The organism is Pseudomonas sp. NPDC087029 (genome assembly GCF_044745345.1).
Lineage (GTDB): Bacteria > Pseudomonadota > Gammaproteobacteria > Pseudomonadales > Pseudomonadaceae > Aquipseudomonas > Aquipseudomonas faucium.
In genome coordinates this window covers 446,002-472,033 of the sequence record NZ_JBIVAB010000002.1, presented here as the reverse complement: position 1 = coordinate 472,033, position 26,032 = coordinate 446,002, and the positions used below count along the sequence as shown (strand labels likewise).

Below are 26,032 nucleotides of genomic sequence, written 5' to 3'. Positions count from 1 at the left end.
GCGTGTACTGCGGGACCTGGCAGCTGAACGGATGGCTAATCAAAAAAATCTGGAGCATGACGCATGAATAAAATGGGCAAGACGTTGCTGGCCGCCGCCCTGATGGGTGCCATGGCGACCGCGGTTCAGGCTGAAGACAAGGTATTGAACGTCTACAACTGGTCGGACTACATCGCTCCGGACACCATCGCCAAGTTCGAGAAGCAGACCGGCATCAAGGTCAAGTACGACGTCTTCGACAGCAACGAAACCCTGGAAGCCAAGCTGCTGGCGGGCAAGTCGGGTTATGACATCGTCGTGCCGTCCAACAACTTCCTGGCCAAGCAGATCAAGGCTGGCGTGTACGAGGAGCTCGACCGCTCCAAGCTGCCGAACTGGAAGAACCTCGACCCAGACCTGCTCAAGGCCGTTGGCGATGCCAGCGACAAGGACAACAAGCACGCCTTCCCGTACATGTGGGGCTCGATCGGCATCGGCTACAACCCGGAGAAGGTCAAGGCCGCGCTGGGCGTGGACAAGATCGACTCGTGGGATGCCGTGTTCAAGCCTGAGAACATCGCCAAGCTCAAGAGCTGCGGCGTGAGCTTCCTGGATGCGCCAACCGAAATGCTGCCGGCCGCGCTGCACTACCTGGGCAAGCCGACCACCAGCACCAGCAAGGAAGACCTGAAGGCGGCCGAGGACCTGTTCCTGAGCATCCGTCCTTCGATCACCTACTTCCACTCGTCCAAGTACATCGGCGACCTGGCCAACGGCAACATCTGCGTGGCCGTCGGTTACTCGGGTGACGTCGAGCAGGCCAAGGCCCGCGCCCACGAGGCCGGCGACAAGGTCAAGGTGGACTACATCATTCCGAAAGAAGGCGCCGGTACCTTCTACGACATGGTCGCCATCCCCAAAGATGCCGAACACAAGGACGCGGCCTACAAGTTCATGGACTTCCTGATGCAGCCGGAAGTCATGGCCGAAATCACCAACGCCGTGCGCTTCCCGAACGGCAACGAGGCCGCTACCCCGTTGGTCGACAAGGCCATCACCAGCGACCCGAGCATCTACCCGCCGGCTGACGTGAAGAAACAGCTGTACGCGATCGCAGCCCCCGAAGCTGCCGCCCAGCGCGCCATCACCCGCAGCTGGACCAAGATCAAGTCGGGCAAGTAAGCCCGATGCAACACCTCCAGGCCGGGGTTTTCCGGCCTGGAGCCAGTGAATGGCAATTGATGATTGCGGCATCGAAGCTGCGAAGGTAAGTTGCGCGCCGGTTTTGCCTGCGCAGCAGCACTGCGCCGTTACCAAGGCACTGATTGTGAGGACCACCCACTTGTCTATTTCTGTATTGCGCAAGGCCTTGATGGCCGGTGCGGGCCTGACGCTGGCATGCAGCGTCCAAGCGGCGCCTACGGTGCATTTCTACAACTGGTCGGACTACATCGGCCCGAACACACTCGCGGACTTCGAAAAAGCCACCGGCATCAAGCCTGTGCAAGATGTTTTCGATTCCAACGAAACCCTGGAAGGCAAACTGCTGGCCGGCAACACCGGCTATGACGTGGTGGTGCCGTCCAACCATTTCCTCGGCAAGCAGATCAAGGCGGGCGCCTTCCAGAAGCTCGACAAGAACCTGCTGCCCAATTATTCCAACCTCGACCCGTCGCTGATGAAGCGCCTGGAAAAGAACGACCCCGGCAACCAGTACGCCGTGCCTTACCTGTGGGGCACCAACGGCATCGGTTACAACGTCGACAAGGTCAAGGCCGCGCTGGGCGTGGACACCATCGACTCCTGGGCCGTGCTGTTCGAGCCCGAGAACATGAAGAAGCTCTCCAAGTGCGGTGTGGCCTTCCTCGACTCGGCTGACGAAATGCTCCCGGCGGTGCTCAACTACATGGGCCTGAACCCCAACAGCACCGACCCCAAGGACTATGAAAAGGCCGAGAAGAAGCTGCTGGCGGTACGCCCGTACGTGACCTACTTCCACTCGTCCAAGTACATCACCGACCTGGCCAACGGCGACATCTGCGTCGCGGCAGGTTTCTCCGGCGATGTATTCCAGGCCAAGGCCCGCGCCGAAGAGGCGAAGAAGGGCGTGAACCTGGCCTACGCGATTCCCAAGGAAGGCGGCAACCTCTGGTTCGATGTGCTGGCGATCCCCAAGGATGCCAAGAACGTCAAAGAGGCCCACGCCTTCATCAACTATTTGCTGAAACCTGAGGTTATCGCCCAGGTCAGTGATTACGTCGGTTACGCCAACCCGAACCCCAAGGCTGGCGACCTGATGGACCAGGCCGTGAGGACTGACGCCGCGGTATACCCACCGCAGGAAGTGCTGGACAAGATGTTCGTCAACAGTGAGTTGCCACCCAAGGTGCAACGTTTGATGACCCGTAGCTGGACCAAGGTCAAGTCGGGCAAGTAACAATCCAGGCCCGCCACTGACGCAGCGGCGGGCAACAAAATCTTGTTGGGAGTTTCACTCATGGCAGTTGCCTCCGGTGCCTATAAGAAAGCCCTCGAGGGTGGCCAGCAACCCAAGCAGGTGCTGGTCAAGATCGACCGGGTCACAAAAAAATTCGACGAAACGGTAGCCGTGGACGATGTGTCCCTGGAAATCCGCAAAGGCGAGATCTTCGCCCTGCTGGGTGGCTCCGGTTCTGGCAAATCGACCTTGCTGCGTATGCTCGCTGGCTTCGAGCGCCCGACTGAAGGGCGGATTTTCCTCGATGGCGTCGACATCACCGACATGCCGCCCTACGAGCGGCCGATCAACATGATGTTCCAGTCCTACGCGCTGTTCCCGCACATGACCGTGGCGCAGAACATCGCCTTCGGCCTGCAGCAGGACCGCATGGCCAAGTCCGAGATCGACGCCCGCGTGGCCGAGATGCTCAAGCTGGTGCACATGACCCAGTACGCCAAGCGCAAGCCGCACCAGCTCTCCGGTGGCCAGCGCCAGCGTGTGGCCCTGGCCCGTTCGCTGGCCAAGCGCCCGAAACTGCTGCTGCTCGACGAGCCGATGGGCGCCCTGGACAAGAAGCTGCGTTCGCAGATGCAGCTGGAACTGGTGGAAATCATCGAGCGCGTGGGCGTGACCTGCGTGATGGTGACCCACGACCAGGAAGAGGCCATGACCATGGCCCAGCGCATCGCCATCATGCACCTGGGCTGGATCGCCCAGATCGGCTCGCCAGTGGACATCTACGAGACCCCCACCAGCCGCCTGGTGTGCGAGTTCATCGGCAACGTCAACCTGTTCGAGGGTGAAGTGGTCGACGACGCCGAAGGCCACGCGATCATTGCCAGCCCGGAACTGGAGCGCAAGATCTACGTCGGCCACGGCATCACCACCTCGGTGGAAGACAAGCACATCACCTACGCCCTGCGCCCGGAAAAGCTGCTGGTCACCACCACGCAGCCGGACTTCGAGCACAACTGGTCGCGCGGCAAGGTCCACGACATCGCCTACCTGGGCGGCCACTCGGTGTTCTACGTCGAGCTGCCGAGCGGCAAGGTGGTGCAGTCGTTCGTCGCCAACGCCGAGCGCCAGGGCACCCGGCCGACCTGGGGCGATGAAGTGTACGTGTGGTGGGAAGACGACAGCGGCGTGGTACTGCGGTCATGAAACTTCGCAAGCTCAAGCGAGCCTTCCAGCGCCTTACCCCGGAGGGGCGGCATGTGGTGATCGGCGTGCCGTTCATCTGGCTGTTCCTGTTCTTCATGCTGCCGTTCTTCATCGTCCTGAAGATCAGCTTCGCCGAAGCCGACGTGGCGATCCCGCCTTACACCGAGATCTACACCTACGTCGAAAGCAAGGTCCAGCTGGTGCTGAACCTGGCCAACTACGGGCTGCTGACCGAGGATGAGCTGTACATCTCGGCCTACCTCGGCTCGTTGAAGATGGCGTTCTTCAGTACCATTCTCTGCCTGCTGATCGGCTACCCGATGGCCTACGCCATCGCCAACGCCAAGAAGGAAACCCAGACGGTCCTGCTGCTGCTGATCATGATGCCGACCTGGACCGCGATCCTGATCCGTGTCTACGCCTGGATGGGGATCCTCAGCAACAACGGCCTGCTCAACGCCTTCCTGATGTGGATCGGCCTGATCGACCAGCCGCTGCAGATCCTCAACACCAACCTTGCGGTGTACATCGGCGTGGTCTATTCGTACCTGCCGTTCATGATCCTGCCGCTGTTCGCCAACCTGGTGAAGCACGACCCGAGCCTGCTCGAAGCTGCATCGGACCTGGGTTCGAGCACCTTCAACAGCTTCTGGAAGATCACCGTGCCGCTGTCGAAGAACGGCATCATCGCTGGCTGCATGCTGGTGTTCATCCCGGTGGTGGGCGAGTTCGTGATTCCTGAACTGCTCGGCGGCCCGGAAACCCTGATGATCGGCAAGGTGCTGTGGCAAGAGTTCTTCAACAACCGTGACTGGCCGGTGGCATCCGCCCTGGCAGTGGTGATGCTGGCAATCCTGATCGTGCCGATCCTGCTGTTCAACCGCAGCCAGGCCAAAGAAATGGAGGGCAGAGCATGAAGCGCTTCGGTTTCTCCAAGCTGATGCTGGTGCTCGGCTTGCTGTTCATCTACCTGCCGATGCTGATCCTGGTGATCTACTCGTTCAACGCCTCGAAGCTGGTGACGGTGTGGGGCGGCTGGTCGGTGAAGTGGTACGTCGGCCTGCTCGACAACACCCAGCTGATGGGTTCGGTGATGCGCTCGCTGGAAATCGCCTGCTACACGGCGGTGGCGGCGGTGGCGCTGGGTACCTTGGCCGCCTTCGTGCTGACCCGGGTCACCCGCTTCAAGGGCCGCACGCTGTTCGGTGGCCTGGTCACCGCGCCGCTGGTAATGCCCGAGGTGATCACCGGCCTGTCGCTGTTGCTGCTGTTCGTGGCCATGGCGCAGATGATCGGCTGGCCGCAGGAGCGTGGCATCGTCACCATCTGGATCGCCCACACCACGTTCTGCGCCGCCTATGTGGCGGTGGTGGTGTCGGCGCGCCTGCGCGAGCTGGACCTGTCGATCGAGGAAGCGGCGATGGACCTGGGTGCCAAGCCGTGGAAGGTGTTCTTCCTGATCACCATCCCGATGATCGCGCCGTCGCTGGCGGCGGGCGGCATGATGTCGTTCGCCCTGTCGCTGGATGACCTGGTTCTGGCCAGCTTCGTGTCCGGGCCGGGTTCGACCACCTTGCCGATGGAAGTGTTCTCTGCGGTGCGCCTTGGCGTGAAGCCGGAGATCAACGCGGTGGCCAGCCTGATCCTGCTGTCGGTGTCGCTGGTGACCTTCTTCGTCTGGTACTTCAGCCGCCGGGCCGAGGAGCGTCGTCGCAAGGCGATCCAGCAAGCCATCGAGGAAGGCGCTGCGGCCAACGTGTCGTCGCCGCAGGTCAAGCGCCCGATGCCTGCTGCGGCATCGGTCTGATCGATCGCAAAGGGCCGCACTGCGGCCCTTTGTGTATCTGAAGCGTTCCGGTCGTTCGTGAAATCGAGCGCCACATCCCCTCCAACACCCAACTGATCCCCATCAGTGCCGTTTATCGAACCCTGAACTACGCTGACAGTCGCATCTCACAAATCATTTGTGCGCAAGCTAGGAGCCTGCATGAGGGTGACGCGTCCACTGTTACTGGCAGGCCTGGGCCTGCTGTACCTGCTAACAGGCTGTAGCAAGGAACAACCCCCGGAGCCCAAGCCTCGGGTCGGGGTGCTGCAGGTTCAACCCACCGATTTTGCAGCCAGGGTGACCCTCACCGGCGATGTCCAGGCGCGGGTACAGACCGACCTCTCCTTCCGCGTGGGCGGCAAGATCATTTCGCGCAGCGTCGATGTGGGCGATCACGTCAAGGCCAACCAGGTGCTGGCGCGGCTCGACCCCAAGGACCTGCAGAACAACGTCGACTCGGCCAAGGCCGAGGTGTTCGCCGCCCAGGCGCGGGTGACGCAGACCAGCGCAGCGTTCGTGCGCCAGCAAAAGCTGCTGCCCAAGGGCTACACCAGCCAGAGCGAATACGATTCCGCCGAGGCCGCGCTGCGCAGCAACCAGAGTGCGCTGAAGGCGGCCCAGGCCCAGCTGGCCAACGCCAACGAGCAATTGAGCTACACCGCCCTGATGTCCGAAGCCGATGGCGTGATCACCGAACGCCAGGCCGAGGTCGGCCAGGTGGTGCAGGCGACCATGCCGATCTTCAGCCTGGCCCGCGATGGCGACCGGGATGCCGTGTTCAACGTCTACGAATCACTGCTGGTGGCGCCACCCAGCGAAGCCGGGGTCATCGTCAGCCTGCTGGACGACCCCAAGGTCCAGGCCCAGGGTTTCGTGCGTGAAATCACCCCGACGGTTTCGGCGCAAAGCGGCACGGTGCAGGTCAAGGTAGGCCTGCGCAACGTGCCAGCGGGCATGCAGCTGGGCTCGCCGGTGACCGCCACGGCCAATACCCAGGGGCGGCCGAGCATCGAGCTGCCTTGGGCGGCCCTGACCAAGGCCGTGCATGAGCCGGCCGTGTGGGTGGTGGGCGAGGGCGACAAGGTCGAACTGCGCAAGGTCCAGGTCACCCGCTACCTCACCGGCAAGGTGGTCATCGCCCAAGGCATCAAGGGTGGCGAAACCGTGGTGGTCAGCGGCGGCCAGCTGCTTCATCCGGGCATGGAAGTGGAAAAGGTCGATGCCAAGGACGGGGGGGCTGCACCATGAAGCGGATGATGTGTGTACTCGCCACCGGCTTGCTGCTGACGGCCTGTGGCAAGCAAGAGGCGCCACCCGAGGCGGTGCGGCCGGTGCTTTCGACCCTGGTCGAGGCCCAGGCCCAGGCGCAGCTGGGGCGCTTCGCCGGGACCATCCAGGCGCGCTTCGAAAGCACCCTGGGCTTTCGCGTATCGGGGCGCATCGCCCGGCGCTGGCTCGACGTGGGCGCCTCGGTCAAGCCCGGCGACATCCTCGCCACCCTCGATCCCACCGACCAACAGAACCAGCTGCGCGCGGCCGAAGGCGACCTGGCCAAGATCCAGGCGCAGTGGATCAACGCCCAGGCCAATGCCCGCCGGCAACAGCAGCTGTATGACCGTGGCGTCGGCGCCCAGGCCCAGCTGGACATCGCCCAGACCGACCTGAAAACCACCGGCGCCAGCCTGGAGCAGGCCCGCTCGGCAGTCAGCCAGGCCCGCGACCAGCTCGACTACAGCACCTTGCGCAGCGACCATGCGGCAGTCATCACCGCCTGGCAGGCCGAAGCCGGGCAGACCGTCACGGCCGGCCAGGCGGTGGTCACCCTGGCCCGCCCAGACGTCAAGGAAGCGGTGATCGACCTGCCCATCGGCATTGCCGAGGCCTTGACCAAGAACCTCACTTTCACCGTCGCCTCGCAGCTCGACAGCAGCATCAACACCACCGCCACCCTGCGTGAGCTGGAGCCCCAGGCCGACGCCGCCACCCGCACCCGGCGCGCCCGCCTGACCCTGGCCAACACCCCTGACGCCTTCCACCTGGGCACCGCCATCAGCGTCACCCTGACCTCGGCGATTTCCCCGCGCAGCGAGCTGCCGCTGAGCGCGCTGCTCGAGCACGACGGCAAGACCCAGGTGTGGGTGATCGACCCGCAGCAGAAAACGGTCGCCACCCGTGACGTGGCCCTGATCGAGCGCACGGCCGACAGCATCGTGCTGGCGTCCGGCGTCCAACCCGGCGAGCGTGTGGTCACCGCTGGCGTCAACAGCCTCAAGCCTGGCCAGAAGGTCACATTCGACGAGGATGCACAATGAAAGGAAGCTTCAACCTCTCCGAATGGGCGCTGCGCCATCAGTCGTTCGTCTGGTACCTGATGTTCGTCGGCCTGCTGATGGGCATTTTTTCCTACTTCAACCTGGGGCGCGAGGAAGACCCCTCGTTCACCATCAAGACCATGGTCATCCAGACCCGCTGGCCGGGCGCGACCCAGGACGAAACCCTGTACCAGGTCACCGACCGCATCGAGAAGAAGCTCGAGGAGCTCGATTCGCTCGACTACACCAAGAGCTACACCCGCCCCGGCGAATCGACGGTCTACGTCTACCTGCGCGACACCACCAAGGCCGCCGACATCCCGGAAATCTGGTACCAGGTGCGCAAGAAGATCCAGGACATCCGCGGCCAGTTCCCGCAAGGCATCCAGGGCCCGGCGTTCAACGACGAGTTCGGTGACGTGTATGGCTCGATCTACGCCTTCACCGCCGACGGCATGACCCTGCGGCAACTGCGCGACTACGTGGAACAGGCCCGCGCCGAAGTGCGCGAGGTGCCCAACATCGGCAAGATCGAGCTGATCGGCACCCAGGACGAAGTGCTCTACCTGAAGTTCTCCACGCGCAAACTGGCGGCCCTGGGCATCGACCAGCGCCAGGTCATGCAGGCCCTGCAACAGCAGAACGCGGTGACCCCGGCCGGGGTGATCGAAGCCGGCCCCGAGCGCATCTCGGTGCGCACCACCGGGCAGTTCGCCTCGGAAAAAGACCTGCAGACGGTCAACCTGCGCATCAACGACCGCTTCTTCCGCCTGAGCGATATCGCCGATATCGAGCGCGGCTACGTCGACCCACCATCGCCGATGTTCCGCTACAACGGCCAGACCGCCATTGGCCTGGCCATCGGCATGAAGGCCGGCGGCAACATCCAGGTGTTCGGCGCGGCGCTGAAGAAGAAGATGGACAGCGTGGTCAACGACCTGCCGGTGGGCATTGGCGTGCACACCGTCTCTGACCAGGCGGTGGTGGTGAAGGAGGCGGTTGGTGGCTTCACCAGCGCCCTGTTCGAAGCGGTGGTGATCGTGCTGGCGGTGAGCTTCGTCAGCCTTGGCGTGCGCGCCGGGCTGGTGGTGGCCTGCTCGATCCCGCTGGTGCTGGCCATGGTCTTCGTGTTCATGGAGTACAGCGGCATCACCATGCAGCGGATTTCCCTGGGGGCGCTGATCATCGCCCTGGGCCTGCTGGTGGACGATGCGATGATCACCGTGGAGGTGATGGTCACACGCCTGGAAATGGGCGAGAGCAAGGAGCAGGCGGCGACCTTTGCCTACACCTCCACGGCCTTCCCCATGCTTACCGGCACCCTGGTGACGGTGGCCGGCTTCGTGCCGATCGGCCTCAACGCCAGCTCGGCCGGTGAATACACCTACACCCTGTTCGCGGTGATCGCCGTGGCGCTGATCGTGTCGTGGGTGGTCGCGGTGTTCTTCGCCCCGGTGCTGGGCGTGCATATCCTCAAGGCCGACAAGCTCAAGGCCCATGAGGCCGAGCCGGGCCGGGTAGGGCGGGCGTTCGAGGGCGGGCTGCTGTGGTGCATGCGCAACCGCTGGCTGACCATCATCGGCACCATCGTGCTGTTCGTGCTCTCGCTGGTGTGCATGCGCTTCGTGCAGAACCAGTTCTTCCCGTCTTCGGACCGCCCGGAAATCCTCGTCGACCTCAACCTGCCGCAGAACGCCTCGATCGAGGAAACGCGCAAGGTGGTCGACCGCCTCGAGGCGCGCATCAAGGACGACCCGGACCTGGTGCGCTGGAGTACCTACATCGGCCAGGGCGCGATCCGCTTCTACCTGCCCCTGGACCAGCAGCTGCAGAACCCCTACTACGCCCAGCTGGTGATCGTCAGCAAGGGCTTCGAGGAACGCGCGGGCATGATGGCGCGCCTGCAGAAGCTGCTGCACGAGGAGTTCGTCGGCATCGGCACCAACGTCCAGTCGCTGGAAATGGGCCCGCCGGTAGGGCGGCCGATCCAGTACCGGGTCAGTGGCAAGGACATCGACCAGGTGCGCAAGCACGCCATCGACCTGGCCACGCTGCTCAACAGCGACGAGCACATCGGCGAGATGATCTACGACTGGAACGAGCCAGGCAAAGTGCTGCGCATCGAGATTGCCCAGGACAAGGCGCGCCAGCTGGGCCTGTCGTCCGAGGACGTGGCCAACGTGATGAACAGCATCGTCAGTGGCGCGCCGGTGACCGAGGTCAACGACAACATCTACCTGATCGATGTGGTCGCCCGGGCCGTGGACAGCGAGCGGGGCTCGCCCGATACCCTGCAGAACCTGCAGATCGTCACCCCGAGCGGCACCTCGATACCGCTGCTGGCCTTCGCCACCGTGCGCTACGAGCTCGAGCAGCCGCTGGTGTGGCGCCGCGATCGCAAGCCGACCATCACCATCAAGGCGTCGGTCAACGGCGACATCCAGCCCACCGACCTGGTGGCGCTGCTGAAGCCGAAGATCGACGACTTCGCCAGCAAGCTGCCGGTCGGCTACGAGGTGCAGACCGGCGGTACCGTGGAGGAGAGCGCCAAGGCCCAGGGCCCGATCCGCAAGGTCATCCCGCTGATGCTGTTCCTCATGGCGACGTTCCTGATGATCCAGCTGCACAGCACGCAGAAGCTGTTCCTGGTGGTCAGCGTGGCGCCGCTGGGGTTGATCGGCGTGGTGCTGGCGCTGGTGCCGACGGGCACGCCGATGGGCTTCGTGGCGATCCTCGGGATTCTGGCCCTGGCGGGCATCATCATCCGCAACTCGGTGATCCTGGTGACCCAGATCGATGAGTTCGAGGCCCAGGGCTATTCGCCCTGGGACGCGGTGGTCGAAGCCACCAACCACCGCCGTCGGCCGATCCTGCTGACGGCGGCGGCGGCGAGCCTGGGCATGATCCCGATTGCCCGCGAGGTGTTCTGGGGGCCGATGGCCTACGCCATGATCGGCGGCATCATCAGTGCAACGCTGCTGACGCTGTTGTTCCTGCCGGCGCTGTATGTAGCCTGGTACAAGATCCGCGAGCCGAACAAGGCCGATTGACAGGTGGCTGACAGGGCCCCATCGCCGGCAAGCCGGCTCCCACAGGTACAGCACAAGCATCAAGATCAGTGCTCTATCTGTGGGAGCCGGCTTGCCGGCGATGGGGCCTTTTCGGCCAAACAAAAAAAGTTATATAAACATTCTTAAACAGTATTTTTAAGAATATCCGCGCCTCACTACTATTGCCCTCAAGCCAGGCGCAAATCCCCTTCAAACCTCTGCCCGGCACCCTTGTTCAACAGGAGAACGAGCATGAGCGCATCGCTGCGAAGCATCGACGGTCAGGACGAAGCCACCATTCTGCGTGAAATTCAGAGCGCCCTGCGCGACCTGCGTTTCGGTGCGGTGGAAATCACCGTGCACAACGCCCAGGTCGTGCAGATCGAGCGCAAGGAGAAGTTCCGCCTGCAGCAGCCCGGCAACAAGCCCGGCTGATACCGCCCCACCTTCACAACTAGAAAAATGCCAATCGGGAGCTTCACCATGTCCATCCGCCGTTATGCGCTCGCCGCCCTGGCCAGTGCCGTTTTTGCCGGTTCCGCAATCGCCAAGGACTACGAACTGCTGAACGTGTCCTACGACCCGACCCGTGAGCTGTACCAGCAGTACAACGCTGAATTCATCAAGCACTGGCAACAGGCTCACCCGGACGACAAGGTGAAGATCCAGCAGTCCCACGGTGGCTCGGGCAAGCAGGGCCGTGCGGTGATCGACGGCCTGCGCGCCGACGTGGTGACCCTGGCCCTGGCCGGCGACATCGACGAAATCGCCAAGCTCGGCAAGACCCTGCCCGAGGACTGGCAGAAGCGCCTGCCGGACGCCAGCACCCCGTACACCTCGACCATCGTGTTCCTGGTGCGCAAGGGCAACCCGAAAGGCATCAAGGACTGGGGCGACCTGATCAAGAAAGACGTCTCGGTCATCACCCCCAACCCGAAAACCTCCGGCGGCGCCCGCTGGAACTTCCTCGCCGCCTGGGCCTATGGCCTGAAGGCCGGTGGCAGCGAAGACAAGGCCAAGGCCTACGTGCAGGAGCTGTTCAAGCACGTACCGGTGCTGGACACCGGCGCCCGTGGCTCGACCATCACCTTCGTCAACAACGGCCAGGGCGATGTGCTGCTGGCGTGGGAAAACGAAGCCTTCCTGGCGCTGAAGGAAGACGGCGGCAGCGACAAGTTCGAAATCGTCGTGCCTTCGCTGTCGATCCTCGCCGAGCCGCCGGTGGCCGTGGTCGACAAGAACGCCGAGAAAAAGGGCAACGAGCAGATCGCCGAGGCGTACCTGAAGTACCTTTACAGCCCGGCCGGCCAGAAGATCGCCGCCGAGAACTTCTACCGCCCGCGTGACGAGAAAGTCGCTGCCGAATTCGGCAAGCAATTCCCGAAACTGGACCTGGTCACCATCGACAAGGACTTCGGTGGCTGGAAGACTGCACAGCCCAAGTTCTTCAATGACGGCGGTGTGTTCGACCAGATTTATCAGGCACAGTAACCGGCCATGGAAAAGCGGGGCCGCGTGGCGGCCCATCGCCGGCAAGCCGGCTCCCACAAGGTTCACCGCTGACCTTCTGTGGGAGCCGGCTTGCCGGCGATGGGCTGCACGGCAGCTCCGGGATTCAGTAGCTAGCACCGGCCCGGGATTCGTCCCGGGCTTCGTGCGTTCAACCAGGGATATTTATGTCACGTCGCATTTCCCCCGTCATACCCGGCTTCGGGCTGACGCTGGGCTACACCTTGGTGTACCTCAGCCTGATCGTGCTGATACCGCTGGCGGCCATGTTCATTCATGCCTCGCAGCTCACCTGGGAGCAGTTCTGGAACATCATCAGTGCGCCGCGGGTACTCGCCGCGCTCAAGCTGAGTTTCGGCACCGCCCTGTTCGCCGCCATCATCAACGGTGTGATCGGCACCCTGCTGGCCTGGGTGCTGGTGCGCTACACCTTCCCCGGGCGCAAGGTCATCGACGCCATGATCGACCTGCCGTTCGCCCTGCCCACGGCGGTTGCGGGCATCGCCCTGACAGCCCTGTACGCGCCGGCAGGCTGGGTGGGCCAGTTCGCCACCGACCTGGGCTTCAAGATTGCCTACACACCGCTGGGCATCACCCTGGCGCTGACCTTCGTCACCTTGCCGTTCGTGGTGCGCACGGTGCAGCCGGTGCTTGCCGACATCCCCCGTGAAGTCGAGGAGGCGGCAGCCTGCCTGGGCGCCAAGCCGCTGCAGGTGTTCCGCCACGTACTGGCGCCGGCCCTGCTGCCGGCCTGGCTCACCGGCTTTGCGCTGGCCTTCGCCCGCGGCGTCGGCGAGTATGGCTCGGTGATCTTCATCGCCGGCAACATGCCGATGAAGACCGAGATCCTGCCGCTGCTGATCATGGTCAAGCTGGACCAGTACGACTACACCGGCGCCACCGCCATCGGCGTGCTGATGCTGGTGGTTTCCTTCATCCTGCTGCTGCTGATCAACCTGCTGCAGCGCCGCATCGAAACCCCTTGAAGGAGGCCCGGCTATGTCCAGTTCATCCCTGAGCGCCAGTGCCGCCGCCAATGCCGCGCGGCGTGGCAGTTCCACCTCGCGGCGCATCCTGATCGGCCTTGGCTGGCTGGTGTTTGCGCTGTTCTTGCTGCTGCCGCTGGTGATCGTGGTGTCGCAGGCGCTGAAGAACGGCTTCGGCACCTTCTTCGAGGCGATCTTCGAACCCGACGCCTTGTCGGCCCTGCGCCTGACCCTGCTGGCGGTGGCGATTTCGGTGCCACTGAACCTGGTGTTCGGCGTCAGCGCCGCCTGGTGCGTGAGCAAGTACACCTTCCGCGGCAAGAGCGTGCTGGTCACCCTCATCGACTTGCCGTTCTCGGTGTCGCCGGTGATCGCCGGCCTGGTCTACGTGCTGATGTTCGGCGCCCAGGGCCTGTTCGGGCCCTGGTTGCAGGACCATGACATCCAGATCGTGTTCGCCTTGCCCGGCATCGTGCTGGCGACCATCTTCGTCACCGTGCCCTTCGTTGCCCGCGAGCTGATCCCGCTGATGCAGGAGCAAGGCACGCAAGAGGAGGAGGCCGCGCGCCTGCTGGGCGCCAACGGCTGGCAGATGTTCTGGCACGTGACCTTGCCCAACATCAAGTGGGGCCTGATCTACGGCGTGGTGCTGTGCACCGCGCGGGCCATGGGCGAGTTCGGCGCGGTGTCGGTGGTGTCCGGCCACATTCGCGGCGTGACCAACACCTTGCCGCTGCACGTGGAGATCCTCTACAACGAGTACAACCATGTCGCGGCCTTCAGCGTGGCCAGCCTGCTGCTGATCCTGGCGCTCTTCATCCTGCTGCTCAAGCAGTGGAGCGAGAACCGTATTAACCGCCTGCGCCATAGCGCCGCGGAGGAATGATTCATGTCGATCGAAGTTCGTAACGTCAGCAAGCGCTTCAACAGCTTCCAGGCCCTGGACAACATCAACCTGGATATCCACAGCGGCGAGCTGGTGGCCCTGCTCGGCCCTTCCGGCTGTGGCAAGACCACCCTGCTGCGCATCATCGCCGGCCTGGAAACCCCGGACGACGGCAGCATCGTGTTCCATGGCGAGGACGTGTCCGGCCATGACGTGCGCGATCGCAACGTCGGTTTCGTGTTCCAGCACTACGCGCTGTTCCGCCACATGAGCGTGTTCGACAACGTCGCCTTCGGCCTGCGCATGAAGCCCAAGGGCGAGCGCCCGAGCGAGAGCAAGATTGCCGAAAAGGTGCATGAGCTGCTGAACATGGTGCAGCTGGACTGGCTGTCCGACCGCTACCCCGAGCAGCTTTCCGGCGGCCAGCGTCAGCGTATCGCCCTGGCCCGCGCCCTGGCGGTGGAGCCCAAGGTGCTGCTGCTCGACGAGCCGTTCGGCGCCCTCGATGCCAAGGTGCGCAAGGAGCTGCGCCGCTGGCTGGCGCGCCTGCACGAGGATATCAACCTGACCTCGGTGTTCGTTACCCACGACCAGGAAGAGGCCATGGAAGTGGCAGACCGCATCGTGGTGATGAACAAGGGCGTGATCGAGCAGATCGGCTCGCCCGGCGAGGTGTACGAGAAGCCGGCCAACGACTTCGTCTACCACTTCCTCGGCGACTCCAACCGCCTGGCCTTGAGCGAAGGGCAGCACGTGCTGTTCCGCCCGCACGAGGTGTCGCTGTCGCGTCATGAAACCGAGGGCCACCATGCTGCCGAGGTGCGTGATATTCGCCCGCTCGGGGCTACCACGCGGGTGACCTTGAAGGTGGAAGGGCAAAGCGAGCTGATCGAGGCCGAGGTGGTCAAGGACCACGACAGCCTGACCGGGCTGGCGCGTGGCGAGACGCTGTTCTTCAGGCCGAAGGTTTGGCAGAAGGTGGCGGATATCTGAGCCAGCTGTGAGTGAAGAACCCGGGCATGGTCCCGGGTTTTTTATTGCCTGTGCGTTTGTTGGGGCTGCCTTGCAGCCCATCGCCGGCAAGCCGGCTCCCACAGCTGCAGCGCCGGTCCCTGTGGGAGCCGGCTTGCCGGCGATCGAGGGCAGAGCCCTCGCAGCAATCCCATGCCTTGCACGAATATTTCAAATGCCTCGAATGCATGCTGTTCTGGCCATTCGCTCCAACCCCACGAACGGCGCGGCTTTGCAACATCTTGCAAAATCCTATATGCGCAAATGATCTAGCTTTAATTTTAAACATTACTTTAAGAGATAAGCCCCTGACCCCGATGATTCAGCCACACACCTGAATCAAGAACCCCCAGGAGTTTGATCAAATGGGTAATGTCCAAACGGCCGTGAGGGCCTACGACCAGCCATGGCGCCCGGCCCCGGGTGACCTGGTCGAGCTCGGACGGACGCTACGCCAGCCATTGGGCCAGCTGCGCCTGCAACGCACGCCGGTCAGTGGCCTCAAGCGCCGCGACAAGCTGGCGCTGGCTCTGCTGGTGCTGGCCCTGCATGGCGCCGCCGCCTACTGGGTCAGCCAGGCGCCGACGCCCGCGCTGCCGGTGGTGCCGCCACAGGTTCCACCGATGACCATCGAGTTCGCCGCCCCAGCGCCGCCTGTGGTCGAGCCGCCGCCACCTGCCCCGGCACCGCCGGTGGTAGAGCCGCCACCGCCGGTGGTCGACGAGCTGGCCGCCAAGCCCAAACCCAAGCCAAAACCGCTGCCCAAGCCTGTGGCCAAGCAGCCACCCAAACCACAGCCCAAGCCGGTCGAAGCACCGCCCCCGGCACCGGTAGCGGCCCCGGCACCGCCCGCGCCACCGGCGCCTGCGCCGGTCACGCCAGCTTCGGCCAACGCCGCCTACTTGAAGAACCCGGCGCCGGAATACCCGCAGATGGCCCAGCGCCGTGGCTGGGAAGGCACCGTGCTGCTGCGCGTGGAGGTGTTGCCCAGCGGCAAGCCGGGGCAGATCCAGATCCAGAAAAGCAGCGGCCGCGACGCCCTCGACGCCGCCGCCCTGGCCGCGGTCAAGCGCTGGAGCTTCGTGCCCGCCAAGCAGGGCGACGTGGCCCAGGCCGGCTGGGTCAGCGTGCCGATCGATTTCAAGCTTCGTTAACTTTTTCGCAGAACACAGGAAGACATCATCATGAGCCTGCTGGCATCCCCCCTCGAATCCGTTGAAAGCGCAGTCATCTGGCTGCTGGTCGGTTTTTCCGTCGTCACCTGGGGCCTGGCCCTGGTCAAGGTCGTGCAGTTCGTGCGGCTCAAGCGCCAGGACAAACGCTTCCACCAGCAGTTCTGGGCGGCGTCGAGCCTGGACTCGGCTGCCGAAATCAGCCACGAGTCACCGGGCCCGGCAGCCCGCGTGGCGCAGTCCGGTTATGCCGCGATCGCCGTCGGTGATACCCAGGCCAGCGACCTGAGCCAGGCCATCAACCACCAGGACCGCCTCGAGCGCGCCCTGCGCCAGCAGATCGTGCGCGAGCGCCGTTCGCTGGAAACCGGCCTGGCCGTGGTCGCCAGTATCGGCAGCACCTCGCCCTTCATCGGCCTGTTCGGCACGGTGTGGGGCATCATGGAGGCGCTCAAGGGCATCAGCGCGGCCGGCTCGGCCAGCCTGGAAACCGTGGCCGGGCCGATCGGCGCGGCGCTGGTGGCGACCGGTGTCGGTATCGCCGTCGCGGTGCCTGCGGTGCTGGTCTACAACTACTTCCTGCGCCGCCTCAAGCTGACCGCCGCCGACCTCGATGACTTCGCCCACGACTTCTACAGCCTGGCCCAGAAGAGTGCCTTTCGCGTGCTGGTGCACCCGGCGGTGCACAAGGCCCAGGCCGGCTTCACCCAGCCTGTGAAGGAGGCGTCCTGACATGGCCTTTTCTACCCAGGACAGCGACGAAGTCCTCAGTGAAATCAACGTGACACCGCTGGTCGACGTGATGCTGGTGCTGCTGGTGGTGTTCATCGTCACCGCGCCGCTGCTGACCAACGCCATCCCCATCAACCTGCCCAAGACCGAGGCCGTGGCCCCGGTGGAGCAGAAGGACCCGCTGGTGGTGAGCATCGACGGCGACGGCAAGCTGTTCATCAACAAGGACGAGATCCAGCCCCAGTCGCTGGAAGCCAACCTCAAGGCGGCCAAGGACAAGGACGCGCAAGTGCGCGTGCAGCTCCAGGCCGACGACGGCGTGAACTATGGCGAAGTGGCGCGCGCCATGGCGGCCATCGAACGTGCCGGCATCAGCAAGCTGGCGGTGATCACCGCGCGCTGACCGGGCAACCCTCTTCAGGCAAGTGCTTAGGGCCATATCTCTTGGCAGGGGATGGCCCTTTTTTTATTGATGCGGGTCAGTACTTTTGATGTTTTGGTTATTAATAAATAGCTTCTTATTCCTTTACTGATATAACTGCCGCCCTATACTGGACCGCAAGCACGCAAACTTACTGGAGGCGTCCCCATGCGCAATGAGTCGATTCGTTACCTGATTGTGCCGGGCTGGCAAGGATCGCCAGACAATCATTGGCAAAGCCACTGGCAGCGCAGCCTGCCCAACAGCGCCCGGGTCGAGCAGCACGACTGGCTGACCCCGCAGCGCCACGACTGGGTGCAGGCACTGGAGCAGGCCATCGCCGCCGAACCTTCGCCGGTGATCCTCATCGCCCACAGCCTGGGCTGCATCACCGTTGCCCATTGGGCGGCGCAGGCCAGCCCGGCATTGCTGCGCCGCGTTCGCGGTGCGTTGCTGGTGGCGCCGGCGGATGTCGAGCGCCCGACCTGCGCACCGGCCTTGCGCAACTTTGCGCCGATCCCGCAGCAGGCCTTGCCGTTCCCAAGCCAGGTGGTCAGTTCGGACAACGACCCCGCCGTCAGCGTGCCGCGCGCGCTGTACCTGGCCCAGGCCTGGGGCGCGGAAGCCGGGCTGCTGAGCAATGCCGGGCACATCAACGTCAAGTCCGGGCATGAGCGCTGGGAGCAGGGCTTCGCCTACCTGTATCGCCTGCAGAGCCGGGTCGAACAGCGTGCGCTGCGTCGCGCCTGATCCACCCCTACCGATCACCTTTGCCTGACGCCCGGCCACCTACAGCCCGGGGCGGGAGTTACGCATGACTTTTCAAAACCCCTTCGGCCAGCCGTTGCTGACCTTCCCCGAACTGGACAAAAGCCCGCTGAGCATCCGCGCCAAGGCCCTGGTGTTCATCGACCCCCGCTCGCAGCAACTGCGCCAGGCGCTGGAGCGGCTGGCGCCGCAAGCATTGCCGGTGTTGATCCGCGGCGAGACCGGCACCGGCAAGGAATTGCTGGCGCGGCAGATCCACCGCGCCAGCGACCGCGCCGGGCTGTTCGTGTCGGTCAACTGCGCCGCCATCAGCCCGACCTACGCCGATGCCGAGCTGTTCGGCTACAGCGCCGGGGCCCAGGGTGGCACCGCCAGCAGCCGTGCCGGCTGGTTCGGTTCGGCCAACGGCGGCACCTTGTACCTGGATGAAATCGCCGACCTGCCGCTGGAGATCCAGGGCAAGTTGCTGGCAGCGCTGGAAAACCGCGAAGTCACCCGGGTGGGCGCGCAGCAGCCGCAGGCAGTGGATGTGCGCCTGGTGGCCGCCACCAGCATCGACCTGGCGCGGGTAGTGCGTGCCGGGCGCTTCAACGAGCGTCTGTACCAGTACCTGCTCGAAGGCGCCCTGGAGTTGCCGCCGCTGCGCGAGCGGCGCGGCGATATCCTGCCGCTGGCCGAGTACTTCGTGGGCATCTACTGCGTGCGCCTGCAGCGCTCGCTGCCGCTGATCAGCGAAGCCGCGCAACAGCTGCTGGAGGCCCATGCCTGGCCGGGCAACACCCGCGAACTGGAGAACGTCATCCACTTCGCCTTGCTGGTCAATGACAGCGAAGAGATCCAGCCCGAAGACCTCGACCTGCCGGACCTGGCGCGCTAGACATCGGTATAAGCGAATGCCGTGATGGCTATTTGTTTTCGGAATAAGCAGCGAATTAAAAGATATTGTTCCGGAATAAAAAATCTCGGTATTGTCCGCCTCACGCTCCCGGGTGAACCGGTTGGGCAACCGACTTTTTGCCATCGCCGATGGCCAGAAACAGAACAAGGACCACCATGAACAAGACCCTGCTGACCACGGCCCTGGCCGCTGCCCTGTCGTTCTCCGGCCTGGCCGCCGCTGCCGAGAAACTGGTGGTTGCCGCCACCCCGGTGCCCCACGCCGAGATCCTCGAGCTGATCAAGCCAACCCTGGCCAAGGAAGGCGTGGACCTGGAAATCAAGGTCTTCACCGACTACGTGCAGCCTAACGTGCAGGTCGACCAGAAGCGCCTGGACGCCAACTACTTCCAGACCCTGCCGTACCTCAAGAGCTTCAACGAAGGCAAGGGCACTCACCTGGAAACCGTGGTAGGCGTGCACGTCGAGCCGTTTGGTGGCTACTCGAAGAAGATCAAGAGCCTCTCCGAGCTCAAGGATGGCGCCACCGTTGCCATTCCCAACGAAGGCAGCAACAGCGGCCGCGCGCTGATCCTGCTGCAGAAGGCTGGCCTGATCACTCTGAAAGACCCGAAAAACGCCCTGGCCACGCCGAAAGACATCGCCGAGAACCCGAAGAAGCTGAAGTTCCGCGAGCTGGAATCGGCCATGCTGCCGCGTGTGCTGGACCAGGTCGACCTGGACATGATCAACACCAACTACGCACTGGAAGCGGGCCTGAACCCGGCCAAGGATGCGCTGGTGATCGAAGGCAGCGACTCGCCTTACGTGAACTTCCTGGTGGCGCGCCCGGACAACAAGGACAGCGATGCGATCCAGAAGCTGGCCAAGGCCCTGACCAGCCCTGAAGTGAAGGCATTCATCGCCAAGAAGTACAGCGGCGCGGTGCTGCCGGCGTTCTGATTCGCCTGGCTGACCCTGCAATCGAAAACGCCGGCGCATTTTGCGTCGGCGTTTTTGTTTGTGGCGAGTGGATGCTGCCGTGTGGGAGCCGGCTTGCCGGCGATAGGGCCAGCCCAGGTAAATCAATGTTCAGCTGCCAAGCGCCCGGCGCAACGCCATCAGCCACAGAATCTGTTCATTGCTATCGGTTGAGCAGGGGCAATTCATCGTTATCGTCCTTGTTGGTTTGATGGCCTTGCAAGCCGCGTTCTAAAGCTGTTTGAGGCATCCCTGGCAGTAAAGTTTCAGTGATATCAATATGCAATAAAGGTATTTATTAAAAGTTTTTTATACCTTTAGAGTCTACTGATCGTGCACTGCGCACCCGGTAGAACTTGCCCATGCCGTACTCCCCAAACACGCTGTCGAGGCCCGTTCCATGACCTTCGACACCGCCTTCATTCTTAGTACACTTCCGGCATTCTTCAAGGCCGTGGGCGTGACCTTGCAGGTCGGCCTGATCGCCATTGCCACTTCGCTGCTGGTCGCTCTGGTCAATGCCACCCTCCTGGTCCTGCGCACGCCCTACCTGTGGCGCCTGGTGCAGGGCTACGTGGAGCTGGCGCGCAACACGCCGCTGCTGATCCAGCTGTTCTTCGTCTACTTCGCCTTGCCCAGCCTGGGCCTGAACATCTCCGGCTTCGCTGCGGCGATCATCACCATGACCTTCATGGGCGGCGCCTACCTCACCGAAGTGCTGCGCGCTGGTGTCGAGGCGGTGCCGCGTGCGCAACTGGAGTCCGGGCGCGCCATCGGCCTTTCCGAAGGCCAGCTGCTGCGCCATGTGATCCTGCCCCAGGCGGGCCTTCTGAGCCTGCCGGCGCTGTTCGCCAACTTCATCTTCCTGCTCAAGGAAACCACGGTGGTGTCGGCCGTGGCCGTGCCCGAGATTCTCTACACCACCAAGAACTACATCGCCCTCTACTACAAGACCTACGAAATGCTCGCCGTGCTGACGCTGCTCTGCGTGCTGCTGTTCCTGCCCCTGTCGCTGCTGCTGCGCTACCTGGAAAGGAGGCTGCAACATGGCCAGTTCGGCGTTTGACCTGCTGCTGGTGTCGCTGCCGCAGCTTGGCCGTGGCGCGGCGCAAACCCTGGCCATCTCGGCCCTGGGCATCGTCTTCGCGACCCTCGGTGGCGTGCTCTACGGCGTGCTGGCAACCCTCGGCAATCGCCTGCTGAACATCGCCTTGCAGGTCTACCTCGAATTGTTCCGGGCGATCCCGGTGCTGGTGTGGTTGTACCTGGTGTTCTTCGGCCTGCCGATCTTCTTCGCCTTGAGCATCCCCAGTTTCTGGTGCGCGGTGCTGGTGCTCGGGCTGTGGGGCGCCAGCGAGGTCGGCGAGGTGGTGCGCGGCGCCTTGCAGTCGCTGCCGCGCGGGCAGCGTGAGGCGGGGCTGTCGATCGGCCTGTCCGGCGCCCAGCTCTACGGCCATGTGCTGCTGCCCCAGGCGCTCAAGCGCATGACCCCGCCGACCATCAACATCTACACGCGGATCATCAAGACCAGCTCGCTGGCGGTGCTGATCGGTGTGGTCGATGTCATCAAGGTGGGCCAGCAGATCATCGAGCGCACCTACGAATCGGTGCTGATCTACGGCGCGCTGTTCCTGTTCTTCTTCATCGTCTGTTACCCGCTGTCCGCCGCCTCGCGCGTGCTGGAGCGGCGCTGGGCCCACTCATGAGCGCACTGATCGAATTCCAGGGTTTCAACAAGTATTTCGGCGAGCACCAGGTGCTCAAGGATGTCGACCTCAAGGTAGAGGCCGGCGAAGTGGTGGTGATCCTCGGCCCCAGCGGCTGCGGCAAGAGCACCTTGCTGCGCTGCCTCAATGGACTGGAAGACGCGCACAGCGGCCAGCTGCGCCTGGCCGGCGAAGCGCTACTGGCACCTGACACCGACTGGCGCCAGGTGCGCCAGCGGGTGGGCATGGTGTTTCAGAGCTATCACCTGTTCGGCCACATGCGGGTGATCGACAACCTGCTGCTGGGCCCGCTCAAGGTGCAGAAGCGCGAGCGCGCCGAAGCCCAGGCCCAGGCCGAAGCCCTGCTGGCCCGCGTCGGCCTGCTGGACAAGCGCGACGCCTACCCGCGCCAGCTGTCCGGCGGCCAGCAGCAGCGCATCGCCATCGTCCGCGCGCTGTGCATGAACCCGCAGGTGATGCTGTTCGACGAGGTGACTGCCGCCCTCGACCCGGAGATGGTCAAGGAGGTGCTGCAGGTGATCCAGGGCCTGGCCCGCGACGGCATGACCTTGCTTATCGTTACCCACGAAATGGCCTTCGCCCGCGCGGTGGCCGACCGAATCGTGTTCATGGAGGCCGGCAGGATCCTTGAACAGAGCGACCCCGAGAGCTTCTTCAGCCAGCCGCGGACCGCACGAGCGCAGCAGTTCCTGGACAAATTCTCCTTCGTCGAAAGCCTGCCCAAGACACTGCATAAGGAACTGTCATGAAAACTGCCCCCCTCACCAAACTGCTGGCGCCGCTGTTCGGCCTGGCCCTGCTGGCCGGCTGCAACAAGGCCGAGGAACCCGCCAAGCCTGCCGCGGCATCGCCTGCGACCAGCTACCTGGAAACCATCAAGGCGCGTGACAAGCTGATCGTCGGCGTGTTCACCGACAAGCCGCCGTTCGGCTTCGTCGATGAAAGCGGCCGCTATGTCGGCTTTGACACCGACATCGGCCGGCGCCTGGCCAAGGACCTGCTCGGCGACGAGAACAAGGTGGAGTTCGTCGCCGTCGAGCCGGCCAGCCGCATCCCGTTCCTGCAAAGCGACAAGGTCGACCTGATCCTCGCCAACATGACCGTGACACCGGAGCGCAAGGAAGCGGTGGACTTCACCAACCCCAACCTGCGCGTGGCCGTGCAGGCCATCGTCGCCGACGGCAGCGCGGTGCAGAAGCTCGATGACCTGGCCGGCAAGACCACCATCGTCACCACCGGCACCACGGCAGACATCTGGCTGAGCAAGCACCACCCGGACTGGAAGCTGCTGAAGTTCGAGAAGAACAGCGAATCGCTGCAAGCGCTGGCCGCCGGCCGTGGCGACGCCTACGCCCAGGACAACCTGATCCTGTTCAGCTGGGCCAAGCAGAACCCGGGTTACCGCGTGCTGCCGCAGCTGCTGGGCGAAGAGGCGCCGATTGCGCCGGCGGTGAAGAAGGGCAACACCGAGCTGCGTGACTGGGTGAATGCCGAGCTGGCCAAGCTGGGCGAGGAGAAGTTCCTGCTAAAGCTGTATGACCAGTATGTGCGCAAGGAACTGAGCGATGACACCAAGCCTGAGAGCGTAATCGTCGAAGGGGGCAAGTGGCAGGGTTGAAATGCGGGGCCGCTTTGCGGCCCATCGCCGGCAAGCCGGCTCCCACAGTGAGGGCGCCGCTGCTCCTGTAGGAGCCGGCTTGCCGGCGATGGGCTGCGAAGCAGCCCTTTACCGACCAGGCAGCAACCGTAACGTGCTCTGCGCCGGAATCACCCCCATCTGCGCCCGCTGATACCGCCCCTCGATATACCCCTGTGCCTGATCCGAATAGTGCCTGTCGAACGGCACCCCACTCTGCCCGACCGGGTTGCTGGTCAGCGCCTGCCCGGCGTCGGCAAAGTCGATCAGCCGCCGTGTCGAAGGCCCGTAGTTCACTGGCCATGGCGCTGGCCCCAGCTTCGCCGACAGGTTGTTGGGCACCTCGTGCGTGCCCGGCGCGGCAAACGGCCCGACGTTGAACAGCAGGTTCAGCGGCTTCTTCACCCCCAGCGGATGGTTGTGCGTCAGGGTATGGGCCTTGCCCCACTGCCAGCTTGCCGGGTCGTTGCCGAAGGTTTCGCGCAAATGCTTGAGGCTTTGCTGCCAGGCCAGGCGTACCACGCTGGTGCGGTCGCTGCGCTGGTTGGCGCCCTTGGTGTTCCACCACGGCGACCCGGCGTCGGCGGCCAGGCGCGGCAGCGCGGCATCGATGGCGCGGGTACTGATCAGCACCGGGAACCAGGTGTCGCCCAGTTCGTCATGCAGCGCCGCGTATGCCAGGTCGAAGAGGAACTGGTTGAACAGCGTGGCGCTGGTGGAGTCCAGCGGGTAATCGCCGCGCCAGGCCGCCAGTTGCTCGACCAGCTCCTTTTCCTCGTCGCCCTGGGCGACCTTGCGCATGGTCGCCAGCAGCGGCGCCAAGGTGCGCGGGCCGTAGTCGCTGGCAGTATCGAGTTGCAGCGCCTGGCTGTTGCTGGTGTCCCACTTCACCTGCGGGTCGGCCAGGTGGCGATCGAGCTGGCGGCCCCGGTCCGGCAGGTTGTAGTAACCCGGAATGCTCACCACGGCGGGTGGTTGGAAGTTGGCCGAGACGATGTAGCCACTGGCCGGGTTTTCCTGTTGCGGGTTGACGCTGAACGGGTAGAAACCCAGCTTGTCGGCCTGGGCGCTGGCGCCATCAAGGATGAACGCCGGGTTGGCCCCGTCCGGGCGAATCGGCAGCTGCGCGGCGGCCCACCAGCCGATATCGCCGCGGGCGTTGGCCCAGACGAAGTTGAGCCCCGGTGCCTGCACCTTGGCCGCCGCTTCGCGCATCTTGGCCAGGGTATCGGCGCGGTTGAGCTGGTAGAAGCCGTCGAGGATCGGGTTTTCGGTTTCCAGAAACGCCCACCACATGGCAATCGGCGTTGTGCCGGCCGTGGCGCCGAGCACGTCGTTGACGATCGGCCCGTGGGGCGAGCGGCGCAGGTCGATGGTGACAGGCTGCTCGCCCTTGACCGCGATCTGCTGTTGGGTCTTTTCCAGCGTGCGCCACTGGCCATCGACCAGCACTTGCTCGCTGTTGGCGGGGTTGGTCTTTTCTGCGATCAGGTCGACGTCGTCGTTCTGGAACATGGTCAGGCTCCAGCCGAAGTCGCGGTTGTGCCCGAGCAGCGCGAACGGGTTGAGCGCCTGGAAGTAGCCATACAGGTTGAAGCCCGGCGCCGACAGCTCGGCCTCGTACCACACCGCCGGTACCGCGAAGCTGATGTGCGGGTCGCCGGCCAGCAAGGGCTTGCCGCTGCGGGTGCGGCTGCCGGAAACGGCCCAGGCGTTGCTGCCTTCGAACTGCGGGATGCCGGCGTCGCTGAGGGCCTCGTGGCTGAGGCGGGCCAGTGCTTCCAGGCTCTGCCAGTCGGCTGCCGCCAGTGGGGTGGCCAGTGCGCCGTCGGGCTGCCAGTCGAGGTCGAAGATCTTCAGGTACTGCGGGCCGAGCTGGTCGCGGATGTAGGTCAGTGCAGGTTCTGTGCGAAATGCGGCGGCGAAGCTGTAGGCCAGGTAGCCGGCGATGCTCAGGGTGTCTTCAGCGGTGAACGGCCGCGGCGTGATGCCGATCAGGTCGAACTCCATCGGCTTGCGGTGGCTGGCCTGCCAGGCATTGATGCCATCGAGGTAGGCTTGCAGCGCTTGCCAGGCGGGGGACTGGTGGTCCTGGCGCTGCACCATCAGCGCCGCCTGCTCGCGGATGCGCAGGCTGCGAAACAACGTGTCGGTAGGCAGCAGCTTGTCGCCCAGCACCTCGGCCAGCTCGCCACGGGCCAGGCGGCGCATGATTTCCATCTGGAACAAGCGGTCCTGGGCGTACACGTAGCCCAGGGCGCGGTACAGGTCCTGCTCGTTCTGCGCTTGCAGGTGCGGCACGCCGCGGGCGTCGTAGCGCACGGTGACCTGCGCCTGCAACCCGCTGATCGCCACCTCGCCCTCGCGTTGCGGCAGCTTGCTCTGCACGTACCAGTAACCGGCGCCGGCGGCCACTGCCACCACCGCCACGGCCAACAGGGTGAGGCTGCGCTTCATCGAAACTCCTTGTGCATTCGAGCGGAAACTGTGGTCCGATCATCGACGGATTCCGGACAGA

24 protein-coding genes are annotated in these 26,032 nt (G+C 64.1%); 23 read left to right on the top strand and 1 reads right to left on the bottom strand.

All coding sequences use genetic code 11. From position 1 onward, the window contains the following. Positions 1-63 precede the first annotated feature (63 nt). The 23 genes from ACIPG5_RS05520 (at position 64) to ACIPG5_RS05410 (ending at position 23,496) form a co-directional block, all read left to right on the top strand. Positions 64-1,161, top strand: a complete 1,098-nt coding sequence (locus ACIPG5_RS05520; RefSeq protein WP_236235983.1) for a polyamine ABC transporter substrate-binding protein — start codon at positions 64-66, stop codon at positions 1,159-1,161. Between the two features lie 160 nt (positions 1,162-1,321). Then, positions 1,322-2,416: a polyamine ABC transporter substrate-binding protein gene (locus ACIPG5_RS05515; RefSeq protein ID WP_176511647.1), complete on the top strand. Its 1,095-nt coding sequence runs from the start codon at positions 1,322-1,324 to the stop codon at positions 2,414-2,416. 60 nt (positions 2,417-2,476) lie between these two features. Beyond that, complete coding sequence (gene potA / locus ACIPG5_RS05510) at positions 2,477-3,619, top strand: polyamine ABC transporter ATP-binding protein (protein WP_176511648.1); 1,143 nt, start codon at positions 2,477-2,479, stop codon at positions 3,617-3,619. Further along, positions 3,616-4,536: an ABC transporter permease subunit gene (locus ACIPG5_RS05505; RefSeq protein WP_176511649.1), complete on the top strand. Its 921-nt coding sequence runs from the start codon at positions 3,616-3,618 to the stop codon at positions 4,534-4,536. Before potA ends, ACIPG5_RS05505 begins: the two co-directional genes overlap by 4 nt. Next, positions 4,533-5,426 (top strand): ABC transporter permease subunit, encoded by an 894-nt coding sequence (locus ACIPG5_RS05500; protein ID WP_176511650.1) that lies wholly within the window; start codon positions 4,533-4,535, stop codon positions 5,424-5,426. The genes ACIPG5_RS05505 and ACIPG5_RS05500 overlap by 4 nt, the downstream gene beginning before the upstream one ends. 180 nt (positions 5,427-5,606) lie before the next feature. Next, complete coding sequence (locus ACIPG5_RS05495; RefSeq protein WP_176511651.1) at positions 5,607-6,695, top strand: efflux RND transporter periplasmic adaptor subunit; 1,089 nt, start codon at positions 5,607-5,609, stop codon at positions 6,693-6,695. Then, the gene (locus ACIPG5_RS05490; RefSeq protein WP_176511652.1) at positions 6,692-7,759 is read left to right on the top strand and encodes an efflux RND transporter periplasmic adaptor subunit; all 1,068 of its coding nucleotides are present in this window, start codon (positions 6,692-6,694) and stop codon (positions 7,757-7,759) included. Before ACIPG5_RS05495 ends, ACIPG5_RS05490 begins: the two co-directional genes overlap by 4 nt. Then, the gene (locus ACIPG5_RS05485) at positions 7,756-10,809 is read left to right on the top strand and encodes an efflux RND transporter permease subunit (RefSeq protein ID WP_401373698.1); all 3,054 of its coding nucleotides are present in this window, start codon (positions 7,756-7,758) and stop codon (positions 10,807-10,809) included. Before ACIPG5_RS05490 ends, ACIPG5_RS05485 begins: the two co-directional genes overlap by 4 nt. Positions 10,810-11,061: 252 nt before the next feature. After that, positions 11,062-11,244 (top strand): sulfur starvation response protein OscA, encoded by a 183-nt coding sequence (gene oscA / locus ACIPG5_RS05480; RefSeq protein WP_003248957.1) that lies wholly within the window; start codon positions 11,062-11,064, stop codon positions 11,242-11,244. A gap of 48 nt (positions 11,245-11,292) precedes the next feature. After that, on the top strand, positions 11,293-12,300 hold the full coding sequence (locus ACIPG5_RS05475) for a sulfate ABC transporter substrate-binding protein (protein ID WP_176517810.1): 1,008 nt from the start codon (positions 11,293-11,295) through the stop codon (positions 12,298-12,300). Positions 12,301-12,485: 185 nt separating this feature from the next. Beyond that, positions 12,486-13,304: a sulfate ABC transporter permease subunit CysT gene (gene cysT / locus ACIPG5_RS05470; RefSeq protein ID WP_236235987.1), complete on the top strand. Its 819-nt coding sequence runs from the start codon at positions 12,486-12,488 to the stop codon at positions 13,302-13,304. A gap of 13 nt (positions 13,305-13,317) precedes the next feature. Then, a complete protein-coding gene (gene cysW, locus ACIPG5_RS05465; RefSeq protein ID WP_176517808.1) occupies positions 13,318-14,190 on the top strand; it encodes a sulfate ABC transporter permease subunit CysW in 873 nt (290 codons plus the stop codon). Between the two features lie 3 nt (positions 14,191-14,193). Beyond that, positions 14,194-15,183 carry a sulfate/molybdate ABC transporter ATP-binding protein gene (locus ACIPG5_RS05460; protein WP_176517807.1) on the top strand — a complete coding sequence of 330 codons (990 nt, stop codon included), beginning with the start codon at positions 14,194-14,196 and terminating at the stop codon, positions 15,181-15,183. A gap of 383 nt (positions 15,184-15,566) precedes the next feature. After that, positions 15,567-16,355 (top strand): energy transducer TonB, encoded by a 789-nt coding sequence (locus tag ACIPG5_RS05455; RefSeq protein ID WP_176517806.1) that lies wholly within the window; start codon positions 15,567-15,569, stop codon positions 16,353-16,355. Positions 16,356-16,385: 30 nt separating this feature from the next. Next, a complete protein-coding gene (locus ACIPG5_RS05450) occupies positions 16,386-17,105 on the top strand; it encodes a MotA/TolQ/ExbB proton channel family protein (protein ID WP_176517805.1) in 720 nt (239 codons plus the stop codon). Position 17,106: 1 nt separating this feature from the next. Next, a complete protein-coding gene (locus ACIPG5_RS05445) occupies positions 17,107-17,508 on the top strand; it encodes a biopolymer transporter ExbD (RefSeq protein WP_176517804.1) in 402 nt (133 codons plus the stop codon). A 186-nt stretch (positions 17,509-17,694) separates the two neighbouring features. After that, positions 17,695-18,276 (top strand): alpha/beta hydrolase, encoded by a 582-nt coding sequence (locus ACIPG5_RS05440; RefSeq protein WP_176517803.1) that lies wholly within the window; start codon positions 17,695-17,697, stop codon positions 18,274-18,276. A gap of 64 nt (positions 18,277-18,340) precedes the next feature. Beyond that, entirely contained in the window at positions 18,341-19,171 is an 831-nt protein-coding gene (locus tag ACIPG5_RS05435; protein ID WP_176517802.1) for a sigma 54-interacting transcriptional regulator, read from the top strand. A gap of 176 nt (positions 19,172-19,347) precedes the next feature. Beyond that, complete coding sequence (locus ACIPG5_RS05430) at positions 19,348-20,133, top strand: MetQ/NlpA family ABC transporter substrate-binding protein (protein WP_401373693.1); 786 nt, start codon at positions 19,348-19,350, stop codon at positions 20,131-20,133. A gap of 418 nt (positions 20,134-20,551) precedes the next feature. Further along, positions 20,552-21,217, top strand: coding sequence for an amino acid ABC transporter permease (locus ACIPG5_RS05425; protein ID WP_176517800.1), 666 nt, complete (start codon positions 20,552-20,554; stop codon positions 21,215-21,217). Then, positions 21,198-21,857, top strand: coding sequence for an amino acid ABC transporter permease (locus tag ACIPG5_RS05420; RefSeq protein WP_176517799.1), 660 nt, complete (start codon positions 21,198-21,200; stop codon positions 21,855-21,857). Before ACIPG5_RS05425 ends, ACIPG5_RS05420 begins: the two co-directional genes overlap by 20 nt. Then, entirely contained in the window at positions 21,854-22,627 is a 774-nt protein-coding gene (locus ACIPG5_RS05415) for an amino acid ABC transporter ATP-binding protein (protein WP_176517798.1), read from the top strand. The genes ACIPG5_RS05420 and ACIPG5_RS05415 overlap by 4 nt, the downstream gene beginning before the upstream one ends. After that, the gene (locus ACIPG5_RS05410; protein ID WP_176517797.1) at positions 22,624-23,496 is read left to right on the top strand and encodes a transporter substrate-binding domain-containing protein; all 873 of its coding nucleotides are present in this window, start codon (positions 22,624-22,626) and stop codon (positions 23,494-23,496) included. The genes ACIPG5_RS05415 and ACIPG5_RS05410 overlap by 4 nt, the downstream gene beginning before the upstream one ends. A 108-nt stretch (positions 23,497-23,604) precedes the next feature. Here the strand turns inward: ACIPG5_RS05410 and ACIPG5_RS05405 are convergent, their stop codons facing one another. Continuing rightward, positions 23,605-25,971 (bottom strand): penicillin acylase family protein, encoded by a 2,367-nt coding sequence (locus tag ACIPG5_RS05405; protein WP_401373689.1) that lies wholly within the window; start codon positions 25,969-25,971, stop codon positions 23,605-23,607. Positions 25,972-26,032 lie beyond the last annotated feature (61 nt).